This is a genomic window from Streptomyces sp. NPDC007945 (assembly GCF_042958885.1).
Taxonomy (GTDB): Bacteria; Actinomycetota; Actinomycetes; order Streptomycetales; family Streptomycetaceae; genus Streptomyces.
The window spans coordinates 354,877-368,075 of record NZ_JBIBJV010000003.1; the positions used below are offsets into that span (position 1 = coordinate 354,877).

General features: G+C 72.5%; 13 protein-coding genes. 5 read left to right on the forward strand and 8 right to left on the reverse strand.

From position 1 onward, the window contains the following. Positions 1-50 precede the first annotated feature (50 nt). Together ACFZCF_RS12375 and ACFZCF_RS12380 are read left to right on the forward strand one after the other, a co-directional pair. Entirely contained in the window at positions 51-857 is an 807-nt protein-coding gene (locus ACFZCF_RS12375) for a nitrilase-related carbon-nitrogen hydrolase (protein WP_391286410.1), read from the forward strand. Next, positions 854-1,984 (forward strand): SMI1/KNR4 family protein, encoded by a 1,131-nt coding sequence (locus ACFZCF_RS12380; RefSeq protein ID WP_391286412.1) that lies wholly within the window; start codon positions 854-856, stop codon positions 1,982-1,984. The genes ACFZCF_RS12375 and ACFZCF_RS12380 overlap by 4 nt, the downstream gene beginning before the upstream one ends. 25 nt (positions 1,985-2,009) lie before the next feature. On the opposite strand, the gene ACFZCF_RS12385 is transcribed toward ACFZCF_RS12380, so the two are convergent. From ACFZCF_RS12385 to ACFZCF_RS12415, 7 genes are all read right to left on the reverse strand, one after another. Continuing rightward, positions 2,010-2,822: a histidine kinase gene (locus tag ACFZCF_RS12385; RefSeq protein WP_388442632.1), complete on the reverse strand. Its 813-nt coding sequence runs from the start codon at positions 2,820-2,822 to the stop codon at positions 2,010-2,012. 52 nt (positions 2,823-2,874) lie between these two features. Next, positions 2,875-3,486, reverse strand: coding sequence for a hypothetical protein (locus ACFZCF_RS12390; RefSeq protein WP_388442634.1), 612 nt, complete (start codon positions 3,484-3,486; stop codon positions 2,875-2,877). Positions 3,487-3,524: 38 nt separating this feature from the next. Beyond that, positions 3,525-4,982 carry a hypothetical protein gene (locus tag ACFZCF_RS12395; protein ID WP_391286415.1) on the reverse strand — a complete coding sequence of 486 codons (1,458 nt, stop codon included), beginning with the start codon at positions 4,980-4,982 and terminating at the stop codon, positions 3,525-3,527. 13 nt (positions 4,983-4,995) lie between these two features. Further along, positions 4,996-5,379 (reverse strand): hypothetical protein, encoded by a 384-nt coding sequence (locus ACFZCF_RS12400; RefSeq protein ID WP_388442640.1) that lies wholly within the window; start codon positions 5,377-5,379, stop codon positions 4,996-4,998. Between the two features lie 276 nt (positions 5,380-5,655). Beyond that, complete coding sequence (locus ACFZCF_RS12405) at positions 5,656-6,144, reverse strand: LURP-one-related/scramblase family protein (RefSeq protein ID WP_388442643.1); 489 nt, start codon at positions 6,142-6,144, stop codon at positions 5,656-5,658. A gap of 62 nt (positions 6,145-6,206) precedes the next feature. After that, complete coding sequence (locus ACFZCF_RS12410) at positions 6,207-6,956, reverse strand: hypothetical protein (protein WP_388442645.1); 750 nt, start codon at positions 6,954-6,956, stop codon at positions 6,207-6,209. Between the two features lie 3 nt (positions 6,957-6,959). Next, entirely contained in the window at positions 6,960-8,447 is a 1,488-nt protein-coding gene (locus ACFZCF_RS12415; protein WP_391286418.1) for a hypothetical protein, read from the reverse strand. Between the two features lie 268 nt (positions 8,448-8,715). On the opposite strand from ACFZCF_RS12415, the gene ACFZCF_RS12420 reads away from it, so the two are divergent. Together ACFZCF_RS12420 and ACFZCF_RS12425 are read left to right on the forward strand one after the other, a co-directional pair. Further along, positions 8,716-8,877 carry a hypothetical protein gene (locus ACFZCF_RS12420; RefSeq protein ID WP_391286685.1) on the forward strand — a complete coding sequence of 54 codons (162 nt, stop codon included), beginning with the start codon at positions 8,716-8,718 and terminating at the stop codon, positions 8,875-8,877. Between the two features lie 42 nt (positions 8,878-8,919). Beyond that, entirely contained in the window at positions 8,920-10,470 is a 1,551-nt protein-coding gene (locus tag ACFZCF_RS12425) for a recombinase family protein (protein WP_391286420.1), read from the forward strand. A 116-nt stretch (positions 10,471-10,586) separates the two neighbouring features. Here the strand turns inward: ACFZCF_RS12425 and ACFZCF_RS12430 are convergent, their stop codons facing one another. Then, positions 10,587-11,303 (reverse strand): hypothetical protein, encoded by a 717-nt coding sequence (locus ACFZCF_RS12430; protein ID WP_391286422.1) that lies wholly within the window; start codon positions 11,301-11,303, stop codon positions 10,587-10,589. A gap of 74 nt (positions 11,304-11,377) precedes the next feature. On the opposite strand from ACFZCF_RS12430, the gene ACFZCF_RS12435 reads away from it, so the two are divergent. Further along, positions 11,378-13,189, forward strand: a complete 1,812-nt coding sequence (locus ACFZCF_RS12435) for a thioredoxin-like domain-containing protein (RefSeq protein WP_391286424.1) — start codon at positions 11,378-11,380, stop codon at positions 13,187-13,189. Positions 13,190-13,199: the final 10 nt, after the last annotated feature.

Genomic DNA, 13,199 nt, shown 5'->3' on the forward strand with positions numbered 1-13,199 from the left:
TGACGATCGTAGGCCGGTGTTGACGGCTTCAACGCCAGGACGGTGGTAGTGTGCGCGCCTCGCTGATCCAGATCGCGGTAGACCCGGACGAACCGGTCGCCGACCGGCGGGCCCGCGCGGCCCGCCTCGTACGGGAGGAGCACGGGGCCGCGGACCTCGTCGTCCTCCCTGAACTGTGGCCCACGGGAGCATTTTCGGCCGATCTCTGGGCCGCCGAGTCGGAGCCCCTCCACGGCCCCACCTACACGACCATGGCCCACGCCGCCCGGGACGCCGAGGTCTGGCTGCACGCCGGCTCCTTCGTCGAGGCCGCCGGCGGCTCCCTCTACAACACCTCCCTCGTCTTCTCTCCCGACGGCGAACTCGCCGCCTCCTACCGCAAGATCCACCGCTTCGGCTTCGACCAGGGCGAGGCCGTCCTCCTGGCCGCCGGCGAGGACCTGGTCACCTTCGACCTGCCGCACCTCACCGTCGGTGTCGGCACCTGCTACGACCTGCGCTTCCCCGAGCTCTTCCGCGGCCTCGTCGACGCCGGCGCCGAGGCCTTCGTCGTCCCCGCCGGCTGGCCCGCCCGCCGCCGCTCCCACTGGCGGCTCCTCGCCCAGGCCCGCGCCGTCGAGAACCAGGCGTACGTCCTCGCCTGCGGCACCGCCGGCACCCACGCGGACGTCGAACAGGCCGGACACTCGCTGGTCGTCGATCCGTGGGGAGAGATCCTCGCCGAGGCCGGACCCGGCGAGGAGGTCCTGCGGGCCGTCCTCGACCCGGCGAAGCCCGCCGCGATCCGCGAGGACTTCCCCGCCCTCAAGGACCGCGTCCTGGGAGTCGCCGCGCCCCGCCGCACCCCCGCCCGATGAGCCCGGACCCCCGGGACACCGGCGCCGACGCCGTCGCCGCCTTCGCCGGGCTCTTCGGGCCGCCGCCCGAGGGCCCCGCGATACCCGTCGACTGGACCGCCGTCGAGGAGTGGATCGGGCTCCGGCTGCCCGCCGACTACAAGGCGATCGCCACCGTCTACGGCCCCGTCCTCCTCGGCGAGCGGTTCTGGATCCAGACGCCGTACGCCGACGCGCACGGCCTCTTCGACTACGGCCGCTTCGTCCAGGAGTACCGCCGCATGGCGCCCGGCGTCCTCCCCCTGGGCGAGACGCGCACCTCCGGCGCCCTCTTCTGGGACACCTCCGCCTCCGACGACCCCGACGCCTGGCCGGTGCTCCTCCACGACCCGCACGAGAAGGACCGGGGCCGCGACCCCTGGCGCCGCACCGGCGCCACCCTGCTGCCCGCCCTCGCGCTCCTCGTCGGCGAGGGCCTGCCCCGGACCCTCGCCCGCAGCGCCCGCGCCGAGGACGCCACCGGGCCGTGGGTCCCGCCGCCGCGCCGCCCCGCGCCGACGGCCGCGCAGCGGGCCGCGTTCGCGAGCGGCGGCACCGGCCTCGACACCCTCCTCGCGGCCGTCCCGCCGCCCCCGGAGCCGTATCTCGGCCCGCGCGACTGGGAGTGGACCTACGACCAGCTCGGCACCGAACTCCCGGGCGAATACGTCCGCCTGATGGAGGCGTACGGCGGCGGCGTCTGGTGCGACTGGTTGCGCTTCCCGCTCCCCTGGGGCACCGACCCGTACGACCTGGCGCCCTGGGCCGAGTGGTACACCGGCAACTACCGCTCCCTGCGCGCCGACCACCCCGAGTTCCATCCGCTGGCCGTCTGGCCCGAACCCCGCGGCTTCCTGCCCTTCGCCTCCACCATCGACGGCGACCAGCTCGGCTGGCTCGCCGACGGCGACGACCCGGAGACCTGGCCGCTGATCATCGACCCCCGCCACGCGCGCGTGGGCCCGCCGCTCACCGGCACCCTCACCGGGACGCTCCTCTCCTGGCTGCGCGGCGAACTCGCCGTCGAGGGCCTGCCCGCCCTCGCGTACCCGCACGAGGACCCGATCGAGCAGGTCACGTACAAACCTCGGACGGCGCCCGGGCGGTGAGGCCCGGGCGCTCCCGGGCCCGTGCTCAGGAGGCGAGTTCGGCGGCGTCCGGGAGGAGGTCCGTCAGCGACTGCCACAGCCGCTTCGGCGTCACCCGGCGCAGCCGGAAGGCGCTCTGCGGCGTCACCGACCCCTCGGCGACCGGCTCCGCCGGCAGCTCGCGCAGCCAGTAGCCCAGCGGCCCGCAGTCCCAGGCCGCCACGATCCGCGCCACGACCTCCCGCCGCTCCTCGGGGCCGCCCTGCCACGCGGCCGTCACGCGCCACTGGGAGCGCAGCTCGACGATCAGGTCCGCCAGCGGGGCGGCCGGCCCGCCCGCCGCCTCCAGGGCCGCCGCCACCAGCGCCCGCTCGTCCGCGCCCGGCGTCGACGCCGCCTTCTCCAGGGCGGCCAGGCCCGCCTCCAGGGCTCCGATCGTCGTCTCCACGACCGCCTCGTCCGCCGGCGCTCCGCCGGACTGGCGGAGCGCGACCAGGTCGGCGAGCGTCCACACCACCGTCCGCGGCTCCACGAGCCGGTAGACCGCCTCCTCCTCGCCCGGCCAGCTCTCGTGGCAGACGACGTGCTCCTCGCCGATGAGGAGACCGTGCTGCAGGCTGCCCTGGCGGCCGCCGGCCTCCAGGGAGACGATCACGTTCGGCTGGACGACGGTCTTCATCAGGGGCAGCAGCAGGGCGGACAGCTCCCCGCCGGCGTTGATCAGACCGGCCTCCCGCAGCGCCGCCCGCGCGCCCTCCAGGGCCTCCGGGACCGGCTGCCCGGTCGCCATCTGGGCCAGCACGAACACATGGTCGTCACCGAGGCGGAAACGGGACCGGGTCACATCGAAGGAAGGCATCTTTTCGCTCACTCGCTCGGAAGAAGGAAAGGGGGTGGGGAAGGAGGGCGGGTCAGTACTGCGATTCCGCGAACAGGTGCGTCACCCGCGAGATCCCCGCCTTCACGGCGCCCAGCCGCGTCAGCGCCGACCGGTCCACCCCCGCGAAGATCAGCGCCAGCGACAGGTCGCCGCCCTCCGCCCGGCCGGCGACTTGCACCTGGAGGCGCTGCTTCTTGCCGCGGCCGGACTCCCGGACGGTGACGGTGACGCCGGGGTCCTCGTCGTCCGGCAGGCGGGTGAGGACGTAGCCGCGCTTGTCGAGCGCGGAGAGCCGGTAGTCGTCGCCCGCGTACCGCAGGTGCAGGGCGCGCTGGTCGAGGGTGAGGCCCGCGCGGTTGCGGGACATCGGGACGACCCGGTCGCCGACGCGGAGGGTGGACCGGTTGAGGGTGGGCAGCTTCACGACGTCGGTGTGGATCCCGCGCGCCTCGAAGGAGGCCGTCGGGAGCATGCCGCCCCGCAGCTCGGAGACGACGGCCGACTCCGCGTTGCTCCGGGGCAGCGGAGCGGTGAGGACGATCTCGCCGAACTCCCGCGAGTCCCCCTTGAAGCCGGCCCGGTAGTCGTGCCGGCCCCCCTCCTTCCACCGGTGCAGCTCGAAGGGGGTGACGTCCGTGTGCATGATCCCTGTGTCCCTCTCGGTCGAATCCCGGCCGCTGCTCAGTCGAACGGGTTCAGCGCGCTGCCCAGCTTCTTCGCGCCGTCCTTGATCCCGTCGCCGATGTCGGACGCCTTGTCGCCGACCCAGTCGCCCGCCTGTTCCAGACCCTTGCCGATGGCCTCGTGGTTGTCCCAGATCAGGGCCGCGCCGTAGGCGACGCCCGTACCGATCGCGAGGCCGAGGGTGACCGGCGTCGGGGCGACGGTGAGCGCCGTCATCGACGCGCTGAAGGCCGTGCCGGTCAGGTCCGAGGCGAACTTCGCCGGGTCCGCCTTGATCATGTCGGTGTTGTACGTGGTCAGGTTGGCCACGCCGTAGGCGGTGGCCGCGACGCCGCCGACCACACCGGCGCCGCGCAGCCAGCCGGCCGCCTTCGCCGCGTTGGCGAGGCCGCCGTTCTGCGCGACCTTGATCAGGTTGGCCTCGGCGGCCGTCGGCATGAAGAACGAGCCGTTCCGCATGAACCCGCCCCACATGGCGGCCTCGTCGGAGCCGGTGAGCGCGGTGGCGAGGCCCGGCGGCACCTTGCTGAGCAGACTGCCGGGCGCGGCGCCCGCGAGCCGCATGTTGAAGTGCTTGGAGAGGAAGGTGCCGGGCGCGGTCGGATGCACGAACGGCGGCCGCAGCGCCTTGGACAGCTTGTACGAGTACATGCCGACGGCCGTCAGCGCGCCGGTGAACGCGCCCGCCGTGATCGTCCCGTTGGTGAACTTGGTGACGAGCTCGGCGAGTTGCGGATTGCCGGTGAGCCGGGTGAGACCTTCCTTCTGGAGCCGCTTGACGTAGTCGTCGAGCGTCTCGTTGTCCTTCATCTCCAGCCAGGCCAGGTCCATCCGGTCGGCCTTGGCCTTGTCGTCGGCCGCGGCGACCTTGTCGGCACCGGCGTTGAAGCCGGTCCCGCGCGTCTCGTCGTTCTTGCCGCCGCCGGCGTCCTTCACCACGGCCTCCAGGTCCTTCTTCAGGTCCTGGTCGGCGAGGTCGAAGGCCTTCACGCAGCCGTCGAGCTGCTCGGCCCAGGCGGTCTCTGCCTCCCGGATGCTCCTGGCGTAGTCCGGGTCGTGCGCGACGGCCTGCCGCTCGCCCGGGGTGAGCCGCCCGTAGTCGTAGGCGACCCGGCCCTCCTCGGACACCTTCATGCCGGCCTTCACCGCGTCGGCGCGGGCCGACTCCAGCTGCTTCTTCAGCTCGACGAACTGCTGGTGACCGTTGCGCAGCAGCGTCGCGGTGGCCTTCGCCTGGGTCTGGGCCGCCTGGTACTCGTACCGGGTCGCGGCGAAGTTGGTCCGCGCGGCGTTGGCGCTCACGCCGATCCAGGCCGGGGAGTCGGGCAGCGTCTGCACGCTGTCCCGGTAGCGCCCCTCGACCCGGTGCAGCTCCTTCGCCATCTCGTCCCACTTGTCGGCGGCGGCGGAGAGCTTGCCCAGGTCGGTGGTCATTATCTCGGAGTAGGTCAGCATGTCGGCACCCTCCTCAGTAGCCGGAGATCGAGGAGACCGGCGGCACGCCCGCGATCTGCGCGCGGACGCCCACGTCCTGACCGGAGAGGGTGGTGATGGTGCCGCGCAGCGCGCCCTTCTCGTGCGCGAGCCGCCCGAGCAGCGCCTTGACCTGGTTGTTCCAGGTGGTGTCGACCGTCTTCAGGCCCGCGGCGACGGACCAGCCGCCGAAGGCGGAGACGGCCGCGGTGGTGGCCTCGTCGGCCCACCGGGCGGCCTTGCCCGTGGCGGGCTCCAGCTCGGTCTCGATGGTGTTCGCCGCCGCCCGCTTCTTCTCCGGCGAGGTCTGCAGATCCGGGGCGCCGCCTCCGATGCCGCCCCGGCCGCCCGTGCCGTCGTCCAGCTGGTTCAGGCGCATGGCCCCCGGCCCTCCGGCCGGCGCCGGCGCGGCGGACCCGATGGACCCCGGGCCGGAAGATTCCTCGTCAAAACCCATCTCGCGAAGCCCCCATGGCGGTACGACGGACAGCACTTTGCAGATGCACCCGTATGTTTCCCGGTCCGAGCGCAGGAAACAAGCCGCGTTGGCCAGAGCCTTACAGGACCCACCCGGCTCCGCTGCCCGATCGCTACCGCCGCATCCCCTCTCCCCGCCGCCCTTGCCCGTACCGCACCCCCCGTCGGTTCCTCCCCGTCAGTCCCCTCCCCGCTCGGCCATCCGGATCACGCACACCGCCACCGCGATGAGCAGGGACGCGTCGGCGTCCTCGCGGAGGACGTCCACCGCGTAGGTGTCACGCACGCGGAACCAGCGGCGGGAGATGTGCGCGAGGAGTTCGCCCTCGTACTCGACGGCGAACTCCCGGTCCAGGATCCGGCCGCTGACGTCCAGCTCGGTGCCGTCCGCGAGCGTCACGCGGTAGTGGTTGCGCAGCAGCGAGAGCCGCTTGCGGCGGATGGTCGCCAGCGGGTGCTCGTCCCGTTCGATCGTCATCGCGTCCCGCAGGCTGAGGAGCTTCTGCCGCAGCGTGACGAGCACCCGCCCCTCGGGATCCTTCAACTCCAGCGTGTCGCGCAGCCGCAGGGCCTTGCCGTCGACGAGGAACGCGGGCCGACCGTTCTCGTCCTCGATCCAGTAGTCGTCACCGATCGCGAAGATCTTGTCCCTTACGAGATATTTCATGGTGAATGTCTCCCTCTCGCTGTTTCACGTGAAACAAGGGGAGAGGGCAGGAAGGGGCGGAATCACGCGAAGTAGCGGGTGAAGGCCTCGGGCCCGGTGCCCAGCACCTCCCCGAAGGGCGCGTCGAGCTGATGGATCAGCAGCACGGTGAAGGCGATGAATCCGGCCAGACCCATCACCATCACTACATGGGTGGCGCTGCGGCTGATCCCGAAGATGAACATGAAGGCCAGGGTGAGGAAGCCGCCGAGGATCAGCCCCGTCCACAGGATCGGCGACAGCCGCTCCTGCGCGGCCGCCTCCCGGCTGCGCCGGGCGTCGTCCACGTTGCTGAGCTGGGCCAGTACTTCCTGCGCGGCGATCTGCTGCGAGACGGTGGCGGTGTCGCCGACTTCGCCGGCCTGCCGGAGCTGTTCGAGCAGCCGCCAGCCGGAGGGGTCGAGCGGATGCCGGGCGGCCATCATCGGCCACTCGACGTCCACGACGTGGTCGGCGTACGTCCGCGCCGCCTCCCGCAGCGGCTCGCGCCGGTCCTCAGGGAGGGCGTCGGCGAGCAGATACGTCTGGTGCAGGGCGCTCGCCTCGGCCTGGACGTTGTCCGAGGCGGAGGAGCGGGTGTCCCAGACGGAGACCAGGCACAGGCCGAGCACGATGGCGTACAGCACCGAGACCATCATGGCGATGTACTCGGCGACGTCCTCGCGCGGCTCCTCGTCCTCGCCGGCGGGGAAGAGCCGCGTCTTGACCACGACGGCGAGCGCGCCGAGCACGGCGACCCCGACGATGACGAAGAGCGTTTCGAACAGGGCCACGGGTCAGGTCCTCCGGTTCCCGAGGAGCGCGGCGGCGAGGGCCGCCGGCACCAGGATCAGCAGCAGCATCACGACCACCCCCATCTCGTCCGCCTCCCGCCCCCGCCGCCGCAACCGGCCGAGGAACCCCTCGTCGGCGAGCGTCGCGGCCCGCCGCGCGGCCTCGGGCGGGGTACGCCCCCCGGTCGACGCCTCGCCGGTGGCACCGGTGCCACCTGCCCCGCCGGTACCGCCGCTCCCACCGGAGCCGCCCCCGTCGGCGCCCCCCGGCACGGCGGGACCGGGCTCCACCAGTCCCTCACCGACGCCCGCGCCAGCCCCGGCACCCGCACCGGCCCCGCCGGCACCGGCACCGCCCCCGGCACCGGCACCAGCGCCCGCACCGGCCCCCGCCCCGACCCCGGCCTCCCCGGGGGCGGCGGCCCCGCCGAGGCCCGGAAGGGCATCGGCCCCGGGCGGCCCCAGGGGAAGCACACCCGTCAGCGGAGGTACGGGCGCGGCGGCGACACCCCCCGGCGCACCCGGCGCACCAGGCACACCAGCCGCCCCCAGAGCCCCCGCCGCAGGCGCCCCGGGTGCGCCGGGCGCCCCGGGCGCCCCGACGACAGCCGACCCCCCGGGGCCCGCCGCTGGCGCCTCCCCTCCGGGCGAGGGCACGGGCGCAGGCCGGGGCTTCGGAGCCGGCGGGGGCTCCGGCACCGTGAAGGAGGCGTCGGCGCGGGCGGTGAGCAGGGGCGCGCCCAGACGGCGCCCGTCGGGGGCGTACGTGGTGATCCGGTCGGAGCCGGTGGCGACACCGGTACTGCGGTGGACGCCCGGCGGGCGGAGCACGGTCGCGGTGCAGCGCGCGGAGGCGCCGGGGGCGAGCAGGGGAACGATCCCGGCCCGCCCGCCGCAGTCCAGTTCCCGGCCGGAGAGCCGGAGCGCGGGATCGGCCAGGCGCACGTCGTACAGGGCGTGGGCGCCGGTGTTGGAGACGGTGTACGTCAGGGTGGCCCGGCCCGTCGCGGCGACCGGCGCGAAGGCCGCGCGCCCGGCCCGCCCGGCCCCGGTCCGCGGTGCGGCGACGGCGACCCGCTCGCGGAGGACGAGTGACGAGGCGATGCCGGTGTAGCCGCCGCGGCCGCTCGCACGGGCGGTCAGCCCGAGGGAGGGGATCGACCCCTCGGCGCGGACGGGGGCGTCGTGGGGCCCGGGAAGGGCACGGAAACGGGCGGTGCACTCCATGGAGGTGAGCCCGACGAGGATCCGCCGGGGGCAGCGCGGGACGACACCCGCGGGGAGCCCGGGATCGTCGACCCGCACCGCGTACAGATCGGCCCCGCTCCGGTTCACGAGCCGGTACCGCTTCACCACCTCGGCCCCCGCCCGCACCGGGACCGGCCCCTCACCGCCGTCCCGGCCGTTGACGACGACGCTCAGCCGCAGCCCCTTGCTCCCGGCCCCGTCGGCCCAGGCGGCGCCTCCGCCGGAGAACACGAGGCACGGCACTACGAGCACCCCGGCGAGCACCCCGACCAGGGTCCCGGCCCCCACCCGGACGCCCCGCCCGGCCCGCGCCACGCGCCCCCGCCTCACCCGGAAGCGGGAGTAGTCCGATGATCTGCCCGCACACGTCATGCGCCCATGCCACCCCCCGCCCCACCCCCCACCCGCACCAGGACACGCCCGCATCCCCCCACCCGGCCCCACCGATCCACCCGTACGCCCGCGACAGGCCCTTCACGGCCCGTTCACGGGCGGATGGCAAGCTTGAAGGATGAACGACGCTGCCCCGGCGCCCACCCCCGCGCCCGCCCCCCGTTCCCGCGCCCGTGTCCGTGCCCCCGAGCTGATCGGCAAGGGCGGTTGGCTCAACACCGGCGGGAAGGACCTGAAGCTCGCCGACCTCCGAGGTCGCATATTGATCTTGGATTTTTGAGAGTAGGCAACAGGACACCGAACTCTTCGTCACACTGAGTGTGTGCACCAAGCCACGATCTGTGATCTCTACCTCCGTCTGTCCCTCGACCGGGACGGCAAGACCGCGATCGAACGGCAGGAAGCCGACTGCCGTGCCTGGGCCGAACGCAACGGACTGACCGTCCGCAAGGTCCACATAGACAGAGGGCGCTCCGGCTACAAGACCGTTGAGCGCAAGGGCTTCGACGCCGCGCTGGCGGCCGTCACAGCGGGCGTCGTCGGCACGCTGATCGTCTGGAAACTGGACCGCCTGTCCCGCAAGGGCATCGGCCAGGTGGGCAAGGTGCTGGACGACATCGAGAAGGCCGGCGGCCGTCTCGTCTCAGTCGTGGACGGTCTCGACACCTCGAACGACTCGGCGCGCATGGTCGTTGCCATGCTCGCCGAGCTCGCTCGGTCCGAGTCGAAGAATCTCGGCACACGAGTCGGCCATGCCAAGCGCTACCTACGCAGCAAGGGCCAGTGGATCGGCGGACAGCCTCCGTACGGGCTGCTCATCGACCCGCAGACCAAGAAGCTCGCCCATGACCCGGAGCACGCCGTCTACGCCCGTCTGATCGCGGATGAAGCGCTCGCCGGAACGTCGCTGGTCAAGATCGCCCGACTCCTCAACGAGTACGAGATCCTTTCGCCCAGGGGCGGGCAGTGGAACGCGGCCAGCATCATGCAGCTCCTGCGCTCCCCAGCGTTCGCCGGCCTGATGCCGGAGACCGAGACCGTCGAGACGGACGACGGCGAGCGGAAGTACACAGGCAGGGTCTTCCCATACCGCGATCCCCAGACCCTCGACACGGTCGAGATCGGTGAGGGGATCATCACGGTCGGAGAGCGTGAACAGATCATCCGCACCCTGGAATCCAGGACGTTCGTGCACGCAGGAATGCGGCGGCCGAAGCCCGAGGGGACGGCGCTGCTCACGGGACTCGTCTACTGCGCGGTTCCTGGCTGCGGTCGCCGGATGCACCGTGTGGGAGGCAGCTATCAGTGCATGGCTCGCCGCGCGGGCAACCAGTGCATCGGAGCGTCGGCGCTGGCTGAGGCGGTTGACCAGTACGTGACGGAACAGTTCCTCACCAAGCTCCCAGCGCTCGAACCGGACGACCCGCTGCTTGTCGCGATCGCAGATCGCTGGGTGCACCGCGTGGACCCGGAGACCTTCGCGAAACGTGATGCTCTCACTGCGGAGATTCAGGACGAGGAAGCCCGCCTGGCTGATCTGGAGGATGCACGCTACGTGCGTGGTGAGTTCAGTGGCGCGGCTGCCGTGGAGCGCTACAACAGGCTTTCAGAGCGCCTGAGGGGACGAATCGACGGCCTCCGCGTCGATCTTCAGAGACTTCCCGTGCCATCCGTGGACGTGTCTCCGATGCTCGACGGCGTCACCCTGCGAGAGGCGTGGGCGGATGCGACGAACGAGGACAGGCGCGAACGGCTGTCGCTCGCCATAGACCGCGTTGAGGTGACCAAGGGAGTGCGCGGACAGCGGATCATCCCCGAGCAACGCATCCAGATCCATTGGGCGAAGCTGACGGTGGCCAACACCGCCGGCTGAGCGCCACGGCAAGCCCCCCGCTGTCGGCAGCGGACAGGCGTGACGAAGTGACGAAATGACGCTCCCGTCCGGTTACCTCTAATAGTGGCGGTGGTCGAGCGTGCCCAGTGAGGGGGTCAGTCACCGACCTGGTGTTCCACGCGGTGGCGGATGTACTCGTCCGGATGGGACCGGGCTATCGCCACGGCCGCGTCCACCAGGTCGTGCAGCTCCGGCGGATAGGCCGACTTCCGGAGCGGCAGGCCCGGCAGGATGCAGCGCCGGACGTCCAGGTGCTCGTTGCTCACGAACTCGCGTAGCGCGGTTTCGTACCACTCGGCCCCCACGGTCGGGGCGTCGTCGGGCTCCGCCGGACCGGTGGCTGCGGGGTGCTCCGCCCGTACGCTGGGCATACGCAGGGGTAGAGCCGACCAGTACCAGGCATTCGCCGCGCCCGCCCGCTCGAGGTCCGTGCCCGCCCGCAGGTATTCGAGCAGCGAGGCCTGGACCCGCCTGTGCCCGAACGCGTTCAGCGCCGGCTCGAGGAAATGGCGGTTGAAACTCGGGTCGGGGTCGTAGACGGCTGCCTTGATCAGCGTCTGGAAGGACTCCTCGGAAAGGATCAGGTCCCGGCGGCAGGCCTTGTACAGCGCCGTCCGAGCATGTTTCACCCAGGTTCGTGGATCGCCGCGCTGCGGCTCGTAAGCGACATCGAGCCCGAGGACCCGGACGACCTCCGCCACACATCCGGCGAACACCTCCCTGCGGTTCTCCACGGGCCCCGGCCGCGCCATGAACCCCTGCACCGTCCGCGTCGTCTCGCCAGCTGCCGTCTCGTTCTCGTACGTAGCCAACCTTCGCTCCCCTGTCGTAGGTCCTGCCGTACGCGTGTGATCCGATGTTCATACCAGGATGGCAAGCTTGAAGGATGAACGATGCTGCCCCGGCGCCTGCCCCTGCGCCCGCACCCCGCAAGCGTGCCCGTGTCCGTGCCCCCGAGCTGATCGGCAAGGGGGGCTGGCTGAACACCGGCGGCAAAGAGCTCACCCTCGCCGACCTGCGAGGTAAGTGCGTTGTTGTGGATTTCTGGACCTTCTGCTGCATCAACTGCCTGCACGTCCTCGACGAGCTGCGGGAGCTGGAGGAGGAGCACCGGGACACGCTGGTCATCGTGGGGGTGCACTCGCCGAAGTTCGTGCACGAGGCCGAGCACCAGGCGGTCGTCGACGCCGTGGAGCGGTACGAGGTGCACCACCCGGTGCTCGACGACCCGGAGCTGGCGACCTGGAAGCAGTACGCCGTGCGGGCCTGGCCGACGCTCGTGGTGATCGACCCCGAGGGGTACATCGTCGCCCAGCACGCCGGTGAGGGGCACGCCAACGCGCTCCGGACGCTGGTGGAGGAGCTGGAGGCGGAGCACGAGGCGAAGGGGACGCTGCGGCGCGGCGACGGGCCGTACGTGCCGCCGGAGCCGGTCGCGACCGATCTGCGCTTCCCGGGGAAGGCCGTCGTCCTCCCGGGCGGGAACCTCCTCGTCTCCGACACCACCCGGCACCAGCTGGTCGAGCTGGCCGCCGACGGCGAGACCGTGGTGCGCAGGATCGGTGGCGAGGGCGTCTTCCGGGAGCCGCAGGGTCTCGCGCTGCTGCCGGACGGGACGGTCGTCGTCGCGGACACCGTGCACCACGCGCTGCAGCGGTTCGATCCGGCGACGGGCGAGGTGGAGCGGATCGCCGGCACCGGCAGGCAGTGGTGGCAGGGTTCGCCGACCTCCGGGCCCGCGCTCGACGTGGACCTGTCCTCGCCGTGGGACGTCGCCTGGTGGCAGGGCAAGGTGTGGATCGCCATGGCCGGCGTGCACCAGATCTGGACGTACGACCCCGGGACGAAGACCGTCGAGGTCGCCGCGGGCACGACGAACGAGGGGCTCGTCGACGGCCCCGGCGCCGAGGCCTGGTTCGCGCAGCCGTCCGGGCTGGCCGCCGCCGGCGACCGCCTCTGGATCGCCGACTCGGAGACCAGCGCCCTGCGTTTCGTCGACACGGACGGCGCCGTGCACACCGCGGTCGGCACCGGGCTGTTCGACTTCGGGCACCGGGACGGCGCCGCCGACCAGGCGCTGCTCCAGCACCCGCTCGGCGTGACCGCCCTGCCCGACGGCTCGGTCGCGGTCTCCGACACGTACAACCACGCGCTGCGCCGCTACGACCCGACCACCGGCGAGGTCACCACGCTCGCGACGGACCTGCGCGAGCCCAGCGACGCGGTCCTCGTCGGCGACGACATCGTCGTCGTCGAGTCGGCGCGCCACCGCCTCACCCGGCTGCGGCTCCCCGAGGAGGCCGTGCGGGTGGAGGCGGTGGCCCACCGCACGAAGCGGGAGGCGACCGACGTCGCGCCCGGCGCCTTCCGGCTCGACGTCGTCTTCCAGGCGCCGACGGGCCAGAAGCTGGACGAGCGGTACGGCCCCTCGACCCGCCTGCTGGTCTCCTCGACCCCGCCGGAGCTGCTGCTCTCCGGGGAGGGGACGGGTACGGACCTCTTCCGCGACCTGGAGCTGAACCCGGACCTCGCGGAGGGCGTCCTGCACGTCTCCGCGATGGCCGCGTCCTGCGACGACGACCCGGCCAACGAGTACCCGGCCTGCCACGTCCACCAGCAGGACTGGGGCGTCCCGGTGCGGATCACGGGAGACGGCGCGAGCCGCCTCCCGCTGATCCTCGCGGGCATGGACGCCTAGGCGTCGGCGC

Coding starts and splice junctions, on each gene's coding strand:
- ACFZCF_RS12380 (WP_391286412.1), top strand. CDS start 854: ATGAGCCCGGACCCCCGGGACACCGGCGCCGACGCCGTCGCCGCCTTC.
- ACFZCF_RS12385 (WP_388442632.1), bottom strand. CDS start 2,822: ATGCCTTCCTTCGATGTGACCCGGTCCCGTTTCCGCCTCGGTGACGAC.
- ACFZCF_RS12390 (WP_388442634.1), bottom strand. CDS start 3,486: ATGCACACGGACGTCACCCCCTTCGAGCTGCACCGGTGGAAGGAGGGG.
- ACFZCF_RS12395 (WP_391286415.1), bottom strand. CDS start 4,982: ATGCTGACCTACTCCGAGATAATGACCACCGACCTGGGCAAGCTCTCC.
- ACFZCF_RS12400 (WP_388442640.1), bottom strand. CDS start 5,379: ATGCGCCTGAACCAGCTGGACGACGGCACGGGCGGCCGGGGCGGCATC.
- ACFZCF_RS12405 (WP_388442643.1), bottom strand. CDS start 6,144: ATGAAATATCTCGTAAGGGACAAGATCTTCGCGATCGGTGACGACTAC.
- ACFZCF_RS12420 (WP_391286685.1), top strand. CDS start 8,716: ATGAACGACGCTGCCCCGGCGCCCACCCCCGCGCCCGCCCCCCGTTCC.
- ACFZCF_RS12435 (WP_391286424.1), top strand. CDS start 11,378: ATGAACGATGCTGCCCCGGCGCCTGCCCCTGCGCCCGCACCCCGCAAG.